This is a genomic window from Streptomyces sp. NPDC028419, from assembly GCF_055565515.1.
This window is the reverse complement of sequence record NZ_JBVHUE010000020.1, coordinates 57046-75859: the sequence shown is the minus strand read 5'-3', so window position 1 is coordinate 75859 and position 18814 is coordinate 57046. Positions and strand designations below refer to the sequence as shown.

Sequence of the window (18814 nt, the reverse complement as noted above, 5' to 3'; positions counted from 1 at the left end):
ACCCGGCCACCGCGCGGACGTACCGTGGGCCGGGTGATCCACACCACCCCGCCCCCCGCTCCCCTGGTCCGCCCGCTGGACCTCGCCGACGACGCGACGGCCGCCGCCGTGCACCGGATCGGTCGGGCCGCCTATGCGGTGGAGGCCGAACTGATCGGCTTCGACGGCATACCCGCGCTGCGCGAGAGCCTGGCGGACATGTGCTCCCGCCCGCTGAACTGGCTCGGCGCCGTGTCACCGGCCGGGGAGGTGGCCGGGTTCCTGGCCTGGGAGGCGGGGCCGCAGCGCGCGGGAGCGGCGATCTCCATCGACCGGCTGTGCGTCGACCCGGCCTGGTTCCGCCGTGGCGTCGGCTCGCTGCTGCTGCGCCACCTGCTGGACGAGGTCGCCCCCGGCCGCACGGTCGGGGTCACCACCGGCGCCGCGAACACGCCGGCCATGACCCTCTACCAGCGCTCGGGCTTCACCCGGGGCGCCGACTTCTCGCCCGTCCCCGGTCTGGTGATGGCCTCCTTCACCCGGCTCTGAGCCCCGCGCTCACGCCTCCGGGTCCGCGCCCCGCGCATCCCGCTCCCCAGCCCCTTCCGCATCGCCCTCCGGATCGCCCTCCGGATCGCCCTCCGGATCGACGAAGGGCAGCTCCCCCGCCGCCGGGAAGTCCCCGTACAGGGACTTCATCAGCCGGTCGCGCTCGACCTCGTCCAGCCGGACCGGGGTCACCTCGGCCGCGTCCGTGAGCCGCCGGAAGCCGCCCCGCCGCTGGAGCCGTCCGCTGAGGCGGACCGGGAGCCCCGCGAGGTGGGCGTGGCCCGCCACCCGGTACGCCTCCTCGTCGAGCGCGACCCGGACGTACGGGACCTCCGCGCCCGACAGGACGCGCAGCCGGACCGTGCCCCCGCCGCCCTGCCCCGACCGCTGCATCCGGACCACGGCCCCCGCGATCCGCACCGCCACGGCGGGCTCCTCCCGCGTGTAGCGGGCCGCGGCCTCGCGCAGCACGGGCAGGTCGCCCGGGGAGAACTCCACCGGCTCGGGGCGGGCCGCGCAGCCCGCCGGGACCCCGGCGGCCGGGGCCCAGGCCAGCGCGATGCGGACCCCGCCCGAGCCCCGGACCAGGGCGATCAGCGCGTCCGCCAGCTCCCGGCTGGCCCCGGCCTCCACGGCGGCGTCGAAGGCGTCCATGCCGCCGGTGGCCCGCTGGTAGTCCACGGCCTCGCGGGCCGCGTGCAGGGCGTGGTGCAGCCGGGTCACCGGTCCCCGGCCCCCGTCGACCGGTACGTAGGCGGTCAGCCGGCGCCCGCCCGGAGCGGGCCCCACCAGCACCCCGTCCAGGGCCCGTTCGGCCTGCCACCGGTGCCGGGCGCCGTGGTAGCCGGCCCGGGCCCGGTCCGCCAGCGCCCCGGCCAGCAGGAGCTGGCGGGCGGCGGTGCGCAGCTGTTCCTGCGCCGACCAGGAGGCCTCGCCCCCGGGCCCGTACAGCCCCTCGCCCTCGGGGATGTCGCGGATCCAGCGGACCTCGTCGCTGGGCACGCTCAGCCCGTAGAGCACCTCGCGCGCCGACGGCAGCCCGCAGCGCGAGAGGGCGGTGAGGGCCTCCTCGACCAGGTCGGCGCAGTCGGGGAAGGTCCGGTCCTCGGGCACGAGCAGGCTGGTCGCGCCGGGTCCGGGCGGGGTCCAGCGCCCGTAGCGTCCGCTCGCGCCGCCGCGGCGCAGCCAGCCGTGCCGCCGCAGCAGCGCGCCCAGCACGGCGGGGTCCACCTGCGCCGGGTCGGGCGGCCGCACCGCGTCGGGGTCCGCGAACTCCGGCGACGGCGCCGGTTGCAGGTTCGGCCAGTTCATCAAGGCGTCCCTCCCGACCCGACCCGGGTCATGATCTCGCACAGCGCCCGGTCGTCGAAGATCCGCGCGGTCGGTATCCGTACGGTGGTCCGGCGCCGCCCGGTCACGGGGTGACCGGCCAGGTTGGTCCAGTAGCAGCAGTGCCGCAGGTCGAGCCGGTCGTGCCCGGCGCTGAGCCACTGCTCGCGCTCCCGCGGTACGAGCATCACGACGAGGATCTTGGGCACCGCGGCCGGTGTGCGGGCGAGCTTGACCAGGTGCTCGTTGTCGAGGGTGAAGGCGAAGGTCGGTCCGGGCGGGTTCGGCGGGGTCTGGTAGGTGGCCTTCAACTGGACCTTGACGGTGACCTCGTCGTCGATGACGTGCTCGGGCGAGCCGTGGCTGACGTGCCAGTCGATGCCGTTGTCCGGGAAGGGCTGGGACAGGGAGCAGCCGGCCGCGGCCGCGACGGCGTGCAGGTAGCCCACCTGGAGGGTCTCCATGCAGGCGGTGGTGGCGAGTGTGCCGCGCAGCGGTCCGGTCCCCGTTTCCGGCCCGGTCCGCCCACGCAGCGCCCCGCCCGGTTCGGGATGCGCGAGCGCCATGGCTCCCCATGCCTTTCGGGCTCTGCGGGGTGTCGTGCGGAAGTGGCCGGGGGGCCGCGGCGCGACGGCGGTGCCATGGCGGTGACGATCGCTCACCCGTGCGGCCCCCCAAGGAAGTTGTCTCCGCACCTGGCCCCCCGCAAACGGCGTACACGGCAAACCGCACGGGTATCACCGCTTCGGGCAGGGGTCGCACGCCACGGGCGTCGGCGTCCATCTGCCGATCGGGGACGAGGAGTTCGCCATGACGCGCTGGTACGAGGGCCCGCTGGCCGCATTTGACACCGAGACCACCGGGGTGGACGTCGAGCGGGACCGGATCGTGTCCGCCGCGCTCGTCGTGCAGGAGTGTGCGGGCGGCCGGGCCCGTTCCACCCGGTGGCTGGTCAATCCGGGGATTCCGGTTCCCCCCGGCGCCACGGAAGTGCACGGACTGACCGACGACCACCTCCAGCGCAACGGGCGCTGGCCGGCGCCGGTCGTGGACGAGATCGCGCAGGCCCTCGCGGAGCAACAGGCCGCGGGCCGGCCGGTGGTGGTGATGAACGCACCGTTCGACCTGACCCTGCTGGACCGGGAGTTGCGCCGGCACCGGGCGTCGCCGCTGAGCCGCTACCTGGACGACCGGCCGCTGACCGTGCTGGACCCGCGGGTGCTGGACAAGCACCTGGACCGCTACCGCAAGGGCCGCCGCACGCTGACGGACCTGTGCGCGCACTACGGGATAGAGCTGGAGGCGGCGCACGACGCGGCGGCCGACGCGATGGCCTCGCTGGAGGTCGTGCGGGCGGTGGGCCGGCGCTTCTCCGGGCGGCTGGAGCGGCTCTCCCCGTCCGAGCTGCACACGCTCCAGGCGGTGTGGCACGCGGCACAGGCGCGCGGGCTCCAGGCCTGGTTCGCGCGCAACGGCACCCCGGAGCCGGTGGATCCGCACTGGCCGCTGCGCCCGGAGCTGCCCGCCGCCGCGTGAGCCGGGCCCGCACGGGCCCGGACATGCGGAAGGCCGGTCCGTCTCGCGACGGACCGGCCTGTCCCGGTGGGCGATACTGGGATCGAACCAGTGACCCCTTCGGTGTGAACGAAGTGCTCTCCCGCTGAGCTAATCGCCCGGGAACGGATCGAACAATACAGGCCCCGGGGCCGTGCGTTCAAACCGCGTCCCGCCGGGCCGCCAGATGGGCCGCCAGACCGCGCCGTCCGCCCCGCATCATCAGCGCGTGGTTGAGCCGGAAGGCGGGCCGTCCGGGCACCGCGAGCCGGCGCATCAGTACCCGGCGGACCTCGACCTCCTGCTCGTACACCGCCCGCGTGCCGCGCCCGCGCGGCCGTACGGTCCACCGCGCCCACCCTTCGAGGTCACCGCGCAGGGCCGCCTCCAGCACCCCGGTGGCCGGGTCGCTCAGCAGCTCGGTGGCGGTGACCTCGATCTCGTAGGGCAGGAAGGAGCGGAAGTGCCCGACGCCGGTGCGCGGGCCGAGCGGCTCCACCGCGCGGACCTGCGGCCACCAGCGCGGGTACTCCTCGGCGCGTGCGAGCACGGCGTAGACGCGGTCGGGCGGGGCGTCGAGGTCCCACACGCTGCGGAAGCGGTAGTGGCTCCAGTCCATGGGACCAGTGTGAACTCCCGGAGCGGGCGCGGGTACTCAGTCCGGGAATGAGCACCCTGTTGAGTATCCGCGCCCATGGTCCGGGGGCGTGAGCGGCGCCACACTGCGGAGCATGGAGAATCCGCTGACGCCCGCCTCGGAGCTGGCACTCATCGACCGGGAGCTGGCCCACCTCGACGCGAGGCGGCTGCAGTTGCTCGGTCGCCGGGACTGGCTGCTGCGGCTGCTGAACGCGCAGGTCGCCCCGCCGCCGCCCGTCGGGCCCCCCGCTCAGGGCTGGGGTCCCGGCCCGCACGGGAGGCCCGGTCCGGCGGGGGGCCGCGCACGGGAGACCTCGGCGCCGGGCGCGCAGAACGTGCTGCTGGTCCTGGGCGCCGTGCTGCTGGCGGTGGCCGCGCTCGCCTTCACCCTGGTCAGCTGGGGTTCCTTGGGGATCGGCGGGCGCGCGGCGGTGCTGGCTGTGCTGACCGGGACGGCGCTGGCGGTGCCGGCGGTCCTGCTGCGGCGCGGGCTGCGCTCGACGGCGGAGTCGGTGGCGGCGGTGGGGCTGCTGCTGACCGTGCTGGACGTGTACGCGCTGCACGAGGTGGCCCTCGGCGGGGTCCCGGCCGCCTGGTACGTGGCGGGCGCGTCCGCCGTGCTGGCCGCGCTGTGGGCGGGGTACGGGGCGACCCTGCGCGGGCTGCTGCTGCCGCTCCCGTGCGCGCTGGCCGCGGCCCAGTGGACGCTGCCCAGCCTCGCGCTGGCCCTGCACGTCGGCCGGACGGCGGGCGGCTGGACCCTGCTGGCGCTGGCGGCGCTCAACGCGGCGCTCGGCCTGTGGGGCGGTCCCGCGGCGGCCGTGCGGCCCCGGGTCTGGCCCGCGGTGCGGATCCTGGCCGGGGTGCTCGCCGCCCTGGCCGCCCTGGGCGCCGTCGGGGTCGCGCTGGCCCTGGCCGCCGACGCGGGCTCGCTGGCCGGCCGGCTGCCCGCCGGGGTGCTGCTGGCGGCCGCGGGCGGCGCCTTCGTGGTCGTGGCGGGCCGGATCCGGCAGGAGCAGCTGGCTCCGGTGCTCGCCGGGGCCGGCGGCCTGGTGTGGACGCTGGCCGCGCAGGTGCTGCTGGTCCCCCGGGGCTCCGCGTGGGCGCCGGTGTTCTACGTCCTGGTGTCGCTGCCCCTGCTGGCGGCGCTGCGGGTGGGCGCGCTGGCGCGGCCGGTGCGCTACGGGCTCACGGGAGCCGGGGTGGTGGTGGCCGGGCTCGGCGGGCTGGTCGCCTCCCTGTCGGCGCTGCCCGTGCTGACGGCGCCCGCTCCGCTGCTGGGCGAGGTGTGGACCGCGGCGAGCCCGCGGGCGGAGCTCGGCGGCGGCGGGCGGCAGGCGGTGGCCGTGGCGCTGATCGCCGCCGCCGTGGCGCTCTGGCTGGAGCGGGCCTCGGGGCGCCGGGAGGCGCGGGTGGTCGCCGTGCCGCTCGCGTGGACGGCGCTCTTCGCGGCGCCGGTGGCCTTCGCGCTGCCGGTGGCGGCGGTGTTCGCGGCCCAGCTCGCGGCGGTGGCGGCCGCGCTGGTCGTCGCCCTGGGCCTGGTTCGGGCGCCCGCCGCCGGGGTCCGGATCGCCGCGGGGGCGTGCGGGGCGGTCGGGGCCGCGAGCCTGTCCGTGGCGGCTCTGGACGGGCGCGCGGCGACCTTCGCGGTGTGGGCGGCGCTGGGCGCGCTGTGCGGCGCGGGGGCGGCGTACGGGCGCGGCCCGCTGGCCTCCCGGGCGGCGGCCGCCGTGGTGGCGACCGGGTACGCGACGGGGCTGCTGCTGGCCCTGGCCGCGCTGCTGGAGCTGCCGGCGCGCCAGTGGCCGCTGCTGGTCCTGTTGGTCCCGGCCGCGGCGGCGGCCCCGGGTCCCCGGGCCGGCGCGGTGCGGATCCCGGTGGAGGTGGCCGGGGCGGCGGCCGGGGGCCTGGCCCTGCTGCTGGCCCTGGCTGCGGGGCACGCGCCCTCGCTCGCGCTGGTCCTGGGCCTGGCGGGCGTGGTGTGCGCGGCCGCGGCCGTGCGGGCGGACCGGCGCGCGGTGGGCTGGGCGGCCGGGGCGCTGTTCCTGGCGGCGACGTGGGTCCGGCTGGCGGCGACGTGGGTGGACGCGGTGGAGGCGTACACGCTGCCGGTGACGGTGCCGGCGCTGGTGGTGGCGTGGCTGCGGCGGCGCCGGGACCCGGCGGCCCCGTCCTGGGCGACGTACGGCCCGGGCCTCGCGGCGACCCTGGTGCCCGGTGTGATCGCGGTGTGGGCCGATCCGCACTGGACGCGCCCGCTGCTGCTGGGGCTGGGCGCCCTCGTGGTGACGCTGGCCGGGGCGCGGTGGAGGCTCCAGGCCCCGCTGGTGCTGGGCGGGCTCACGCTGGGCCTGGTGGCGCTGCACGAGCTGGCGCCGTACGTCCTCCAGGTGGTCGGCGCGCTGCCGCGCTGGCTGCCGCCGGCCCTGGCGGGGGCGCTGCTGCTGGCGGTGGGGGCGACGTACGAGAAGCGGCTGCGGGACGCGCGGCGGCTGCGGTCGGCCCTGGGGAAGCTCGGCTGAGCCCCGGCCCGCGGGGCCGGCCCGGGGAAACGACGAGGGCCCCGGAGACGGTGAAGTCTCCGGGGCCCTCGGTCCGGGTGGGCGATACTGGGTTCGAACCAGTGACCCCTTCGGTGTGAACGAAGTGCTCTCCCACTGAGCTAATCGCCCGGACGCACCGCAAACATTACCGCATGTCAGCGGCGCTCCCGACCATCGGCGGACGGCCGCTACTTCTTGACGTGCCAGGGCAGGGTGAGCCCGTACTTCCACAGGTAGAAGCCGATCAGCGCGCCCGCGATGACGAGGCCGACGCTGGTCAGGATGATGTTGCGGCGGCGGACCTTCGGGTCGAGGGCCTTCTGGGCGGCCTCGGACACCTTGCGCTTGGTCCAGCGCAGCACGACCTGGGCCCAGGCGAACTCGGTCGCCCAGATGAACAGGCCCGCGAAGATCGCGACCCAGCCCGGCCCGGGCAGCACCAGCATCGCGATGCCCGCGACGATGACCGCCAGCCCGACGACGAAGACGCCGACCTGCCAGCTCAGGTGCAGGCTGCGGCGGGCCTGGATGAAGGCGGGCGCCTTCGACACGTGCTTCTCGCCGGCCGCGTCCGCCGCCGCGTCCGCCGCTGCGTCGGGCGCAGTGGATCCTGCCGATTCCGGCGATGCGCTCGACGCGGACTCGTTGCTCTCGCGGTTACTCCCCGTATCCATGGACCCGAATCTACCGGAGCTCCACCCGAGCCGGATGCACAGGTGAATCGTCGTTTGGATCCGCCGTCCGAGGGACCCAGAGGTCCGCAAAACGGTCAGAGGGGTTTACAACGGCACCGCAGGTGGCATGTCGATTTCGCCGACGTGCGAATCCCCGAGCGCACACTGAGCGAAAGGCCCTGGCGCTTATGAACACCACGGTCAGCTGCGAGCTGCACCTGCGCCTCGTTGTGTCGAGCGAGTCCTCACTGCCTGTACCCGCGGGCCTGCGGTATGACACGGCCGACCCCTACGCCGTGCACGCCACCTTCCACACCGGCGCCGAGGAGACGGTCGAATGGGTATTCGCCCGTGACCTCCTCGCGGAGGGCCTGCACCGGCCCACCGGTACCGGCGACGTCCGCGTCTGGCCGTCCCGCAGCCACGGTCAGGGCGTCGTATGCATCGCCCTGAGCTCACCGGAGGGAGAAGCACTGCTCGAAGCACCAGCCCGAGCACTCGAGTCGTTCCTCAAGCGGACGGACGCCGCGGTCCCACCCGGGACCGAACACCGGCACTTCGACCTCGACAAGGAGCTCTCCCACATCCTGGCCGAAAGCTGAGCCAGGCCTACCGCCGCTCGACACCGTCCGACTCGGGGCGACGGTGCGGGGCGGACAACCACATACGCACGTGCCGGCGCTGTTCCCGCGGGATCCACCCGCGGGGACGGCGCCGGTGCGCGTGGGGAGCACTCGACTAAAGTCGGCGACCAGCGGCGGCCTCGTTCCGCGCCGCCGCAAGCCAGGCCCCCAGGGAGCACCCGTGCAGATCCCCCACGACACCCGGCGCGCACTCGACGTCGTCGTCGCCGTGGTGAACACCGCGGCCGAGGCGGGCCAGCCCGACGGGCTGGCGGACATCGGCGCGCTGCGCGCCTTCGTACACGAGTTCGCCATCAGCGACGTCGGCGAGCTGGGCGCCCGCGACCTCTCCGGCGTGCGCGCCGTCCGCGCGAAGTTCGCGCAGGTCTTCGCGGCACCGAACTCCCGTGCGGCCGCCGTACTGATCAACGAGCTGGTCGCGACGGCGGGCACCACGCCCCGGCTGACCGACCACGACGGCTACGACTGGCACGTGCACTACTTCGCCCCGGGCGCCTCGGTCGGCGACCACCTGGCCGCGGACGGCGGGATGGCGCTCGCCTTCATCGTGGTCTCCGGCGAACAGGAGCGACTGCGCCGCTGCGAGGCCCCGGACTGCCGGCGCGCCTTCGTCGACCTCTCGCGCAACCGTTCCCGGCGCTACTGCGACAGCCGCACCTGTGGGAACCGGCTGCACGTGGCGGCGTACCGGGCCCGCCGCAAGGAGGCGGGCACGGAGCACGTGGAGCCGGCCGCGGGGCAGGGATCAGAGCAGGAACAGGTCGTGCACGGCGGCGAGCAGCAGCAGGGTGCCGATCACCGTTAGGAAGATCATCAGCGGCGGTTGGGAGAGCGCGAAGAGGCAGCCGCGCGCCTCTTCGGGCGGTACGGCGGGCACGGGCGGAGCGGGCGTTACGGGCGCGGCGGACCGAGGCACGGGGACCGGAGGGGACGCGGGCGCGGCAGCGGGGACGAGGGCCGGAAGCGGAAGCGGAACCGGCGGCTCGCCCGTCGAGGTGTCGGGCATGTCCGGGCGATGATGACGCAGCGCACCCCTGTTCGTCCGTCAACACGCCAATGACGATGCGGTAGTTCGTCAGATCTTGTGCCTCTGCTCCTCAGATCCCGTGCTTCTTCAAGATCGCTTCGATGTCGGAGAAGTCCTCCGTGGGCGCGGCCGCGCGCTGCGGTGCGGCCTGCGGGGGCGCGCCGGCGCCGAGCGAGGGCGCGGAGGCGTTCGGCGCGACCGCGGCCTGCCGCTCGGAGCGGGTCGAGCGGCCCTGCCGGCCCGCCCTCGCCACCTTCGCCGGCTTCTCCCCCTCGGGGCCGAGGCGCCGGCGCTCGACCGCGCGGGTGGTCGTGAAGAGCAGCCAGGCGAGGCCCAGCAGGCCGAAGCCCACCCAGACCGTCGGGTTGAAGGCGATCCCGGACACCCACTTCACCAGGCCGGTCAGCACCAGGGCCACCGGGACCAGCGCGTACGCGGTGATCCGCGCCGCCGCCAGGAAGCGCTTGCGGTAGGCGGTGAGCGCGGCGATGCCCAGGCCCGCCGCGGACGCCGCGGAGCATATGGTCTCGGCCAGCATGGGTTCCTCCAGCTCTGGGCGATCCGTCCCCTCCATCGTGCACCGGGGACGGCCGCGGGGGCCATGCGCCGGAGTCGAAGGAGGGCGATCTCCGGGAGATCTCCGGGTCGCCCCTCCTCCCCAGGTCGCGGTCGGGGCCGGGAGCGGGGGCTGGGAGACTGTCCGCATGACCGATTCCCAGCCCGCAGGCTCCCCCTCCCCCGTGACCCTCGAGGTCTGGTGCGAACTCCAGTGTCCCGACTGCCACGGCGCCCTCGACGACGTGCGCGCCCTGCGGGCCCGGTACGGCGACCGGCTGGACATCGTGCTGCGCCACTTCCCGCTGGAGAAGCACAAGCACGCCTTCGCCGCCGCGCAGGCCGCCGAGGAGGCCGTGGTCCAGGGGCGGGGTTGGCCGTACGTGGAGGCCGTACTGGCCCGCACCGCGGAGCTGGCCACCCGGGGCGAGGCCCTGCTGCTCGATGTCGCCCGTGAACTGGGGCTGGACGTCGAGGAGTTCGAGGTCGCGCTGATCGACGGCCGGCACATCCTGATCGTCGACGCCGACCAGGCCGAGGGCAAGGCGATCGGCGTGACCGGCACGCCGACGTACGTCATCGGCGGGGAGCGACTGGACGGCGGCAAGAGCCAGGAGGGGCTGCGCGAGCGGATCGAGGAGATCGCCGACCGCCTCCTCGCGCACCCCGCCTAGGCGCGCCGCCCGCACGGGTTCAGAGCAGCTCCTTGGCGAGGTTGACCGCGGTGTAGCGGTAGCCGAGCGACTCGTACAGGCGCTCCGCCGGGGTGTTGCCCGCGAAGACGTGCAGGCCCAGGCTGGTCAGCCCGGCGGCGCGGGCCGCGCCCTCGGCGAGCAGCATGAGGGAGCGGCCGTGGCCCCGGCCGCGGTGCTCGGCGACGACCTCGACGTCGAAGACGTACGCGGTCCCGCCGAGCCGGCCGACCCAGATGTGCCCGGCGCGCTCCCCCGCCGCTTCCAGGACGAGGATGTCCACGCCCGGGGAGTCGGGGCCCTGCGGCAGTTGGGTCGCGTGGTCGGCGATCGACTTGGCGTGGGCGGCTTCGGGCGACAGGCCCCGGGCCTCCCAGTCGCCGGCGTACCGCACGGTGGCGTCGGCCAACCAGGGCCCGTACTCCTCGGCCGTGATCGGCCGACCGATGGTCCCGGCAGGCAGCGGGGGCGGTTCGGACCCGAGGTCCTTGACCATGGTGCGGCCGGTCCGCAGGTAGCCGAGCGCCTCGGCCAGGCGCAGCCCGCCGCCGGAGTCCGTCGGGACGGACACCGTGACGCGCCGGCACCCCCAGGAGCGCAGGATCTCCTCGGCGGCGAGCCCCGCCACCGTGGCCCGACCGCGCCGGCGGTCGCCCTCGTCCACGATGAGGCCGGCTATCGTCCCGATGACGACGGACCCGAGCGGTTCGGCCGCGCTCAGCACCAGGGCGCCGACCCTCCTGCTGTTGACTCGGATCTCGTACGGGCGCGAGCGCGCCCCCGTCGGGGTCTGCTGGAGCGGCGCGGACGGCCGCAGGGTGGTGGTCATCAGGGTCTTTCTACCCGTCGTACGGGCCCCCGACAGCCTCCTTTTTCCCCGGACCGCCCCGCGGGCGCCGGGGCGGCGGCGGGCTCACGGGTCGAGGTCGGCCCCGGACCGCTCGTCGAAGATCCGTACGGCCTTCGCCGTGACGGGGCCGGGCGCGGCCGTCAGGACCCGCCCGTCGATCCGGTGGACGGCCTGGACGTCGCGCAGCGAAGAGGTCAGGAAGACCTCCTCGGCCCGCTCCAGGACGTCGAGGGGCAGGTCGCTCTCGTGGGCGCCCGTCCACTCGACGACGAGGTCACGGGTGATGCCCGCGAGGCAGCCGGAGGCGAGTGGCGGGGTGTGCAGCTCTCCGTCGAGGACGACGAAGACGTTGGAACCGGTGCCCTCGCAGAGCCGGCCGAGGGTGTTGGCGAAGAGGGCCTCGGAGGCGCCGGCCCGGTGGGCGGCGGCCAGGGCGACGACGTTCTCCGCGTAGGAGGTGGTCTTCAGGCCGGCGACGGCGCCGCGCTCGTTGCGCACCCAGGGGACCGTGATCACCGCGGTGGTGTCGGGGCGACGGGTGGCCGGGGCCAGGGCGACGACCAGGGTGGGCGCCGAGGTGCCGCGGTCCGAGCCGAGCGGCGAGGGGCCCGCGGTGTAGGTGATCCGCAACCGTCCGGACGCGACGGCTCCGGAGCCCGCCTCCAGTACGGCGGCGCAGGCGCGCCGGACCTCGTCGAGGTCGGGGTCGCCGAGCCCGAGGCCACGGGCGGAGCGGGTCAGCCGGTCGAGGTGCCGGGTGAGGGCGAAGGGACGTCCGCCCTCGACCTTGAGCGACTCGAAGACGCCGTCGCCCACGGTCAGCCCGTGGTCGAAGACGGAGACCGCCGCGCTGCCGGCCGCGCGCAGCGCCCCGTCGATCCAGACCGGGGTCCCGGCCGCGGGCGGCGACGTCGTGGGCGTCGGATGCGGCGCCCCGTCGGGCATCGGGTGCTGCGTCCGGTTCGGCGTCGGGTTCGGCGTCGTCACTGAGCGGTCCCTCCACTGTGCTGGTAGGTGCCCGACGCTACCGCGAGCAACCGGGCCGCCTTCAGTTCGGTCTCCGCCCACTCGCGGTGCGGGTCGGAGCCCCAGGTGATCCCGGCGCCGGTGCCGAAGCACAGCCGGGGGCCGCCCACGGCCGCGCGGTCGATCCAGAAGGTGCGGATGCCGACGGCCAGCTCGGCGGTGCCCCGGTCGGCGTCGACCCAGCCGATCCCCCCGCAGTAGGGGCCGCGCGGGGCGGTCTCCAGGGCCTCGATGATCCGCAGCGCGGAGGACTTGGGGGCGCCCGTGACGGAGCCGGGCGGGAAGGTGGCGGCGAGCAGTTCCGGCCAGCCGGCGCCCTCGGCGAGCTCACCGCTGACGGTGGAGACGAGGTGGACCAGGCCCGGGTGCTCCTCCACGGCGCACAGCTCGGGCACGGTGACGGACCCGGTGGCGCAGACCCGGCCGAGGTCGTTGCGGACCAGGTCCACGATCATCACGTTCTCGGCGTGGTCCTTCTCCAGCAGGTCCGCCGCGGTCCGGCCGGTGCCCTTGATGGGTCCGGACTCGATCCGGCGGCCGGTGCGGCGCAGGTACAGCTCGGGGGAGGCGGTGGCGATCTCGACGCCGTGCGCCGGGAGGCGAATCGTTCCGGCAAAGGGAGCCGGATTGCCGCGGGCCAGCAGCGCGGTGAGCGCGTCCACATCGGCCGAAGCGGAATCGGAACCGGAGTCGGACAGCGGCGCGGACATCACGCGGCAGAGGTTGGCCTGGTAGACCTCGCCGGCGGCGATGTGCTCGCGGATGCGCCGTACGCCCGCGACGTACGCGGCCCGGTCCAGGGAGGACGTCCAGTCGCCGGCGGCGGGGCCGCGCCAGGCACCGGGGACGGGCGCGGGAACGGGGTCGGGGCGCACGTCCCCGAAGCGCGCGCAGGTCAGGCGCCCCTCGAAGTCCGCGGACACCGCCCAGAAGCCGGCGGAGTCCAGGGCCGCGGGATCGCTCGTGACGTCGCGGAGGTCTGATGCGAGGAGGCCGCCGAAGCGGGCCATGGGAGCCAGGTCGTGCACGGCTGCGAGTCTATGACCGGTGACGGGTCGGCGCCGGTGGGGTGACCTGTGGTGATCGGGCGGCAGCACGCTGCGGAAACGCGTTTTTGAGCTGGCTCGGGAATCCGCTAGAGTTCAACACGTCGCCAGGGAGCGCCGGGGAAAAACCCGGAAGCGAACACGGTGACCTGCGGACGTAGCTCAGTTGGTAGAGCACCACCTTGCCAAGGTGGATGTCGCGAGTTCGAGTCTCGTCGTCCGCTCGAAGTGGGGGATCTTCCCGAGAACCCTTGCTCAAGCTCCATGGTGGAGTGGCCGAGAGGCGAGGCAACGGCCTGCAAAGCCGTCTACACGGGTTCAAATCCCGTCTCCACCTCCAAGGACGATTAGCTCAGCGGGAGAGCGCTTCCCTGACACGGAAGAGGTCACTGGTTCAATCCCAGTATCGTCCACTTGATCCGCAAGGATCACCCGCGCGATTAGCTCAGCGGGAGAGCGCTTCCCTGACACGGAAGAGGTCACTGGTTCAATCCCAGTATCGCGCACGCTGTACAGTTACGACCTGCGGCTTCGCGGCCGCGGTGCCCGCGCGATTAGCTCAGCGGGAGAGCGCTTCCCTGACACGGAAGAGGTCACTGGTTCAATCCCAGTATCGCGCACCACGGGAAAGCCCCGGCCGTTCATTCGGTCGGGGCTTTCGCGTTGCGGGACGCGTGGTGCGATGCGTGGGATGCCCGGGCCGGAAACCGGAAGAGGGTGCTGCCGGTACGACGTCGAACGTCGCACCGGCAGCACCCTTCTCCTGCCGTCCGCCGCACCCCCGTCCCCACGGGGCTGATGGCCGATGTCCGGCCCGGGCCGCTCTCCCGGGCCTGGAGCGCCGCTCAGCGCCCCAGCATCGCGCCCACGGACGACGCTTGCGCCACCACCTGGTCCCATCCCCCGAAGAGGAAGACCAGGACGGCGGCCAGGGGGAGCACCATCGCCGCGGCGACCAGCGGGTGCCGCGTGCCGGACTCGTGGCCGTTGAACGCGAATGCCCTGCGTCCCTGCCGTGCGAAGTCCGCCATGGCCCTCTCCCTGTAGTTGACAGCGGCGGGCCAGTGACCTCGGGGGACGAGTGCGCCACCCGCCGCTTGTCTTCAACACTAGGCGGGCCGGGCGCCCCTGGCCTCATGCCCTCGTATCCATGACGGGCCTCCAGGAGGATGACTGCGGCGATCTCCTCGTACTCCCCTGGGTGGAGACCGCTCCCCCGTTGTAGGGGGCATCCCCCAGGAGCGTGGTCGGGGTCCGTGCGGGAGCCGTCACCCGTGGTGACTTCCCTCACGCCCACCGTCGCCCGCACGCCGTCGCGCGCCGCGCGTACGCCGGGCCCGCGCGGCCCGATGGTTGCGGACGCGTCCGGGCCGGGGGCGCGCCAATCCCCTTGGACCGAGGGCCGTTTGGGGGAACGGCCGTTACCCCGGCCCCCTGTCGCTCGTACCCCTGATTCTCCCTCAAGTGGCCTTCCCAGCACTGACGATCGAATCTCCCGGCGAGGGCGCGGCCTCTGAGCGGACACCCGGGATGGTCCGTAAGCTGTGCCACGTCAACAGGACGACCGGTCAGCGGGGTGGACATGGCGATGATGCGGCTCCGGCGGGAGGACCCGCGTGTCGTCGGTTCGTTCAGGCTGCACCGGCGGCTCGGTGCCGGTGGCATGGGCGTGGTCTACCTCGGCTCGGACCGGCGCGGTCAGCGCGTCGCGCTCAAGGTGATCCGACCCGACCTCGCCGAGGACCAGGAGTTCCGCTCGCGCTTCGCCCGCGAGGTGTCCGCCGCCCGGCGGATCCGCGGCGGCTGCACGGCCCGGTTGGTGGCCGCGGACCTGGAGGCCGAGCGGCCGTGGTTCGCCACGCAGTACGTCCCCGGACCCTCGCTGCACGACAAGGTGGCCGAAGAGGGTCCGCTGACCGCCGCCCAGATCGCCGCGATCGGCGCCGCGCTCTCCGAGGGTCTCGTCGCCGTCCACGAGGCGGGAGTGGTCCACCGCGACCTCAAGCCGTCGAACATCCTGCTGTCGCCCAAGGGCCCCCGGATCATCGACTTCGGGATCGCCTGGGCGACCGGCGCCAGCACGCTCACTCACGTGGGCACGGCCGTCGGCTCCCCCGGCTTCCTCGCCCCGGAGCAGGTGCGCGGCGCCGCCGTCACGCCCGCCACCGACGTCTTCGCCCTGGGCGCCACCCTCGCCTACGCGGCGACCGCCGACTCGCCCTTCGGGCACGGCAGTTCCGAGGTGATGCTCTACCGCGTGGTGCACGAGGAGGCGCACCTGCTCGGCGTACCGGACGCCCTCGCACCGCTCGTCCAGGCGTGCCTGGCCAAGGACCCGGAGGACCGGCCCAGCACGCTCCAGCTGTCGATGCGGCTCAAGGAGATCGCGGCGCGGGAGGCCCAGGGGATCACGGACGGGCGCCCGCCGGCCCAGCGCGCCCGGGGCGCCGAGCGGCCCACGGGCCGGCTCGCGGACGAATACGCCGAGCAGCACACCGAGCGGCGCACGGCGGGCACCCCGGCGCTGCGGCCCCAGGGCGGTCAGGGAGGTCCGGGCGGTCCGTCGGCGAGCGGCGCGCACGGCGCCCACGAAGGGGCGCAGCCGCGCCCCTCGGGCCCCCGCGAGCCAGGCGGCCCGAGCTCCCGGCCCACGGCCGGCCGTACGGGCGGGCGCACTGCGGGACGTACGGCCGGGCGGACGGGCGGTGGTCGCCCGGGGCCGCGCACGACGGGCACGGGCCGCCGGCCCTCCCGGCCGGACCCGCGGTTGATGCGACAGCGACTGATCGTGTTCGTGCTGGTCACCTTGATCGTGGCCGTGGGGATCGCGGTCGCCCAGCGGCTGTGAGCGTGCCCCCGCGCCGGCCCGGTGGGCATGGCGCGGGGACCGTCGGGGTCAGCCCCGGGGGCGGGTCGCGTAGAAGGCGACGGCGGAGGCCGCCGCCACGTTCAGCGAGTCGATTCCCTCGGACATGGGGATGCGCACCCACTCGTCCGCGGCGCGCAGGGCGTAGGTGGAGAGGCCGTGGCCCTCCGAACCGAGCATGATCGCGGACTGTTCGAAGCGCTCCGCCGGGACCTGGTCCAGCGGGGTGGCCTTCTCGCTCGGCGTCATGGCGAGGATCCGGTACCCGGCCTCGCGGACCTGTTCGAGGTCGGCGGGCCAGTCCGTGAGCCGGCCGTACGGAACGGAGAAGACGGACCCCATCGAGACCTTGATGGCCCGTCGGTACAGCGGGTCCGCGCAGTCCGGGGACAGCAGGATCGCGCTGATGCCGAGGGCCGCGGCGCTGCGGAAGGCCGCGCCGAGGTTCGCGTGGTCGACGAACCCCTCGAAGATCGCGATCCGGCGGCCGCCGGGCCCGCCGCCCAGCAGTTCCTCGGCGGTCGGCAGCGGCTTGCGCTGCATGGAGGCGAGCGCGCCGCGATGCACGTGGTAGCCGGTGACCCGCTCGGCCAGCTCGGGGCTGACGGCGTAGACCGGTGCGGGAAGCTCGTCGATGACGTCGCGCATGACGTCGACCCACTTCGCGGAGAGCAACATGGAGCGCATCTCGAACCCGGCGTCCTTGGCCCGCCGGATGACCTTCTCGCCTTCCGCGATGAAGAGTCCTTCGGCGGGTTCGCGGCGTCGGCGCAGTTCGACGTCGGTCAGGCCCGTGTAGTCGCTCAGGCGCGGGTCGTCGGGGTCTTCGACGGTGATGAGATCAGCCACAGGGTGATACTGCCTTGTCCTGGGTGTGGTGCCAACGGCTTGGTCGTGCGGGGCGTGCGGAGACGAGGTGCGGGCGCGCGGCGCCCGGGGGTGCGGGTGGCGCCGTGGTCAGGCGGCCGGGCCCACCTTCACGACGTCGCCGATGACGATCACCGCGGGCGGGCGGACCTCCTGGGTCCGGACGGTCTCGCCGACCGTGGCGAGGGTGGCGTCCACCCGGCGCTGGGAGGCGGTGGTGCCCTCCTGGACCACGGCGACCGGGGTGTCCGCGGAGCGGCCGTGGCGGACCAGCGCCTCGGCGATCAGGCCGATCTTGTCGACGCCCATGAGGATCACCAGGGTGCCGGTCAGCTTGGCGAGCGAGGCCCAGTCGACGAGCGAACGGGGGTCGTCCGGTCCGACGTGGCCGCTCACGACCGTGAACTCGTGGGCCACCCCGCGGTGCGTCACCGGGATGCCGGCCGCGCCGGGCACGGAGATCGAGCTGGAGATGCCGGGGACGACGGTGCAGGGGATGCCCGCCTCGGCGAGCGCCTGGAGCTCCTCCATGCCGCGGCCGAAGACGTACGGGTCCCCGCCCTTGAGCCGGACCACCGACTTGCCGGCCTTCGCGTGCTCGATCAGCGCGTTGTTGATGGCCTCCTGGGCCATGAAGCGGCCGTACGGGATCTTCGCGGCGTCGATGACCTCGACGTGCGGGGCCAGTTCGTCGAGCAGGCCGCGGGGGCCGAGCCGGTCGGCGATGACCACGTCGGCCTCGGCGAGCAGCCGGCGGCCGCGGACGGTGATGAGGTCGGGGTCGCCGGGGCCGCCGCCGACCAGGGCCACGCCGGGGTTGCGCTTCTCGCGGCCCTGCGCCGGAGCGGCGATGCTGCCGTCGCGCAGCCCCTCGACGATCGCGTCGCGCACGGCGGCGGAGCGGCGCGGGTCGTTGCCGGTCAGTACGGCGACGGTGACGCCCTCGCTGCGGCCGGTGGCCGGGGTCCAGGCGGTGGCCGCTTCGGCGTCGTCGGCGCGCACGCACCAGACCCGCTCGCGCTCGGCCTCGGCGGAGGCGGCGTCGTTGGCCGCCCTGTCGCGGGTGGCGATCAGCGCGTACCAGGTGTTCGCGAGGTCGCCGTCCTGGTAGCGGCGGCGCTCCCAACGGATCTCGCCGGTCTCGGCCATGACGTCCACGGAGGGGGTGGCCGAGGGGGAGATCAGCACCACGTCGGCGCCGGCCGCGACGAGCGCGGGGAGGCGGCGCTGCGCGACCTGGCCGCCGCCGATGACGACGACGCGGCGGCCCGCCAGACGGAGGCCTACGGGGTAGGCGGGGTGTGCGGCCATGCGGGGCTCCTCGTGCGGGGGGGTTCCGGTGCGGGCGGATCTCGCGGCGGCGGTGGCGCGAATCGCGTGGTCAACGTTACGGCCCGCCCCGACCGCCTGCCGGCCCGGGGGCAGGTCCCACAGCCCGACCTCCCCGCCCCGAGGGAACCCGGTTCAGCAGCGCCGGCCCGAAGGGCCCGATCCAGCCTCGTCGGTCCGAGGTGGCACGGTTCAGCCTCGTCGGTCCGACGCGGGCCCAATCCAGCCTCGCCGGCCCGAGGTGGCACGGTTCAGCCTCGTCGGTCCGACGCGGGCCCAATCCAGCCTCGCCGGCTCGAGGGGCCCGATCCAGCCTCGTCGGTCCGACGCGGGCCCAATCCAGCCTCGCCGGCGTTTGAGGCGCCCCCGGAGGGGCAGCGGACTCGCGCCCGGCCAAGCCGCCGGCCGACCCGGTCCGGCCTGCACACCAGGCCTCCGATCCAGCCTGGTCGGGCCGACGCGGCCCCCATTCAGCCCCGCCGGCGTTTGAGGCGCTCCCGGAGGCAACGGAGGGGCTCCGCGCCCAACGACCGTCCTGGCCGGGTGCCGGCTCGTTCGCCCTCCGGGGGCGCCTCAAACGCCGGCGAGGCTGGATTGGGCCCGCGTCAGGCCGGCAAGGGTGGATGGGGGCCTACGTCAGGCCGG

The 18814-nt window shown here is 74.8% G+C and carries 18 protein-coding genes, 7 tRNA genes and 1 pseudogene; 12 read left to right on the top strand and 14 right to left on the bottom strand.

All coding sequences use genetic code 11. The annotated features are described in order from the left end of the window. Positions 1-33 precede the first annotated feature (33 nt). Positions 34-528 carry a GNAT family N-acetyltransferase gene (locus ACZ4UB_RS23275; RefSeq protein WP_468072763.1) on the top strand — a complete coding sequence of 165 codons (495 nt, stop codon included), beginning with the start codon at positions 34-36 and terminating at the stop codon, positions 526-528. Positions 529-537: 9 nt separating this feature from the next. On the opposite strand, the gene ACZ4UB_RS23270 is transcribed toward ACZ4UB_RS23275, so the two are convergent. Further along, positions 538-1839, bottom strand: coding sequence for a hypothetical protein (locus ACZ4UB_RS23270; RefSeq protein WP_468072761.1), 1302 nt, complete (start codon positions 1837-1839; stop codon positions 538-540). After that, complete coding sequence (locus ACZ4UB_RS23265; protein ID WP_354382578.1) at positions 1839-2423, bottom strand: DUF4365 domain-containing protein; 585 nt, start codon at positions 2421-2423, stop codon at positions 1839-1841. The genes ACZ4UB_RS23270 and ACZ4UB_RS23265 overlap by 1 nt, the downstream gene beginning before the upstream one ends. 244 nt (positions 2424-2667) lie before the next feature. Here ACZ4UB_RS23265 and ACZ4UB_RS23260 point away from each other — a divergent pair, with 244 nt between their 5' ends. Then, positions 2668-3393 (top strand): 3'-5' exonuclease, encoded by a 726-nt coding sequence (locus ACZ4UB_RS23260; RefSeq protein ID WP_354382579.1) that lies wholly within the window; start codon positions 2668-2670, stop codon positions 3391-3393. 67 nt (positions 3394-3460) lie between these two features. Here ACZ4UB_RS23260 and ACZ4UB_RS23255 read toward each other — a convergent pair. After that, positions 3461-3532 (bottom strand) — tRNA-Val (locus ACZ4UB_RS23255). A gap of 39 nt (positions 3533-3571) precedes the next feature. Further along, positions 3572-4030 carry an SRPBCC family protein gene (locus tag ACZ4UB_RS23250; RefSeq protein WP_468072759.1) on the bottom strand — a complete coding sequence of 153 codons (459 nt, stop codon included), beginning with the start codon at positions 4028-4030 and terminating at the stop codon, positions 3572-3574. Between the two features lie 112 nt (positions 4031-4142). Between ACZ4UB_RS23250 and ACZ4UB_RS23245 the strand changes: the two genes are divergently transcribed. Next, complete coding sequence (locus ACZ4UB_RS23245; protein WP_468072757.1) at positions 4143-6572, top strand: SCO7613 C-terminal domain-containing membrane protein; 2430 nt, start codon at positions 4143-4145, stop codon at positions 6570-6572. Between the two features lie 78 nt (positions 6573-6650). On the opposite strand, the gene ACZ4UB_RS23240 is transcribed toward ACZ4UB_RS23245, so the two are convergent. Continuing rightward, positions 6651-6722, bottom strand: a tRNA-Val gene (locus ACZ4UB_RS23240). A 59-nt stretch (positions 6723-6781) separates the two neighbouring features. Next, entirely contained in the window at positions 6782-7267 is a 486-nt protein-coding gene (locus ACZ4UB_RS23235; RefSeq protein ID WP_354382582.1) for a TIGR02611 family protein, read from the bottom strand. Between the two features lie 188 nt (positions 7268-7455). Here ACZ4UB_RS23235 and ACZ4UB_RS23230 point away from each other — a divergent pair, with 188 nt between their 5' ends. Together ACZ4UB_RS23230 and ACZ4UB_RS23225 are read left to right on the top strand one after the other, a co-directional pair. Next, positions 7456-7869, top strand: coding sequence for an SsgA family sporulation/cell division regulator (locus tag ACZ4UB_RS23230; protein WP_030011909.1), 414 nt, complete (start codon positions 7456-7458; stop codon positions 7867-7869). A 202-nt stretch (positions 7870-8071) separates the two neighbouring features. Then, positions 8072-8626 (top strand): annotated as a pseudogene (locus ACZ4UB_RS23225) (CGNR zinc finger domain-containing protein); the annotation flags it as partial. Between the two features lie 30 nt (positions 8627-8656). On the opposite strand, the gene ACZ4UB_RS23220 reads toward ACZ4UB_RS23225, so the two are convergent. Then, positions 8657-8788, bottom strand: a complete 132-nt coding sequence (locus ACZ4UB_RS23220; protein ID WP_467961536.1) for a hypothetical protein — start codon at positions 8786-8788, stop codon at positions 8657-8659. A gap of 220 nt (positions 8789-9008) precedes the next feature. Next, positions 9009-9512: a hypothetical protein gene (locus ACZ4UB_RS23215; protein WP_468072755.1), complete on the bottom strand. Its 504-nt coding sequence runs from the start codon at positions 9510-9512 to the stop codon at positions 9009-9011. A 130-nt stretch (positions 9513-9642) separates the two neighbouring features. Between ACZ4UB_RS23215 and ACZ4UB_RS23210 the strand changes: the two genes are divergently transcribed. Further along, on the top strand, positions 9643-10167 hold the full coding sequence (locus ACZ4UB_RS23210; protein ID WP_468072753.1) for a DsbA family protein: 525 nt from the start codon (positions 9643-9645) through the stop codon (positions 10165-10167). A gap of 19 nt (positions 10168-10186) precedes the next feature. Here the strand turns inward: ACZ4UB_RS23210 and ACZ4UB_RS23205 are convergent, their stop codons facing one another. The 3 genes from ACZ4UB_RS23205 to ACZ4UB_RS23195 form a co-directional block, all read right to left on the bottom strand. After that, positions 10187-11014, bottom strand: coding sequence for a GNAT family N-acetyltransferase (locus ACZ4UB_RS23205; RefSeq protein WP_468072751.1), 828 nt, complete (start codon positions 11012-11014; stop codon positions 10187-10189). An 84-nt stretch (positions 11015-11098) separates the two neighbouring features. After that, positions 11099-11980, bottom strand: coding sequence for an aminotransferase class IV (locus ACZ4UB_RS23200; protein ID WP_468072869.1), 882 nt, complete (start codon positions 11978-11980; stop codon positions 11099-11101). A 38-nt stretch (positions 11981-12018) separates the two neighbouring features. Then, entirely contained in the window at positions 12019-13089 is a 1071-nt protein-coding gene (locus ACZ4UB_RS23195; RefSeq protein ID WP_468072749.1) for a chorismate-binding protein, read from the bottom strand. Between the two features lie 169 nt (positions 13090-13258). Between ACZ4UB_RS23195 and ACZ4UB_RS23190 the strand changes: the two genes are divergently transcribed. The 5 genes from ACZ4UB_RS23190 to ACZ4UB_RS23170 all read left to right on the top strand — a co-directional run bounded on the left by ACZ4UB_RS23190 (position 13259) and on the right by ACZ4UB_RS23170 (position 13730). After that, a tRNA-Gly gene (locus ACZ4UB_RS23190) sits at positions 13259-13331 on the top strand. A 42-nt stretch (positions 13332-13373) separates the two neighbouring features. Beyond that, a tRNA-Cys gene (locus ACZ4UB_RS23185) sits at positions 13374-13447 on the top strand. 1 nt (position 13448) lies between these two features. After that, positions 13449-13520, top strand: a tRNA-Val gene (locus tag ACZ4UB_RS23180). 21 nt (positions 13521-13541) lie between these two features. Beyond that, a tRNA-Val gene (locus tag ACZ4UB_RS23175) sits at positions 13542-13613 on the top strand. A gap of 42 nt (positions 13614-13655) precedes the next feature. Then, a tRNA-Val gene (locus tag ACZ4UB_RS23170) sits at positions 13656-13730 on the top strand. A 222-nt stretch (positions 13731-13952) separates the two neighbouring features. On the opposite strand, the gene ACZ4UB_RS23165 is transcribed toward ACZ4UB_RS23170, so the two are convergent. After that, positions 13953-14138: a hypothetical protein gene (locus ACZ4UB_RS23165; RefSeq protein WP_354382587.1), complete on the bottom strand. Its 186-nt coding sequence runs from the start codon at positions 14136-14138 to the stop codon at positions 13953-13955. Positions 14139-14689: 551 nt separating this feature from the next. On the opposite strand from ACZ4UB_RS23165, the gene ACZ4UB_RS23160 reads away from it, so the two are divergent. Continuing rightward, positions 14690-15955 (top strand): serine/threonine-protein kinase, encoded by a 1266-nt coding sequence (locus ACZ4UB_RS23160; protein ID WP_468072747.1) that lies wholly within the window; start codon positions 14690-14692, stop codon positions 15953-15955. Between the two features lie 48 nt (positions 15956-16003). On the opposite strand, the gene ACZ4UB_RS23155 is transcribed toward ACZ4UB_RS23160, so the two are convergent. Both ACZ4UB_RS23155 and cobA read right to left on the bottom strand, forming a co-directional pair. After that, positions 16004-16822 (bottom strand): TrmH family RNA methyltransferase, encoded by an 819-nt coding sequence (locus ACZ4UB_RS23155; RefSeq protein WP_354382589.1) that lies wholly within the window; start codon positions 16820-16822, stop codon positions 16004-16006. 108 nt (positions 16823-16930) lie between these two features. Further along, on the bottom strand, positions 16931-18151 hold the full coding sequence (gene cobA / locus ACZ4UB_RS23150) for a uroporphyrinogen-III C-methyltransferase (RefSeq protein ID WP_354382590.1): 1221 nt from the start codon (positions 18149-18151) through the stop codon (positions 16931-16933). Positions 18152-18814: the final 663 nt, after the last annotated feature.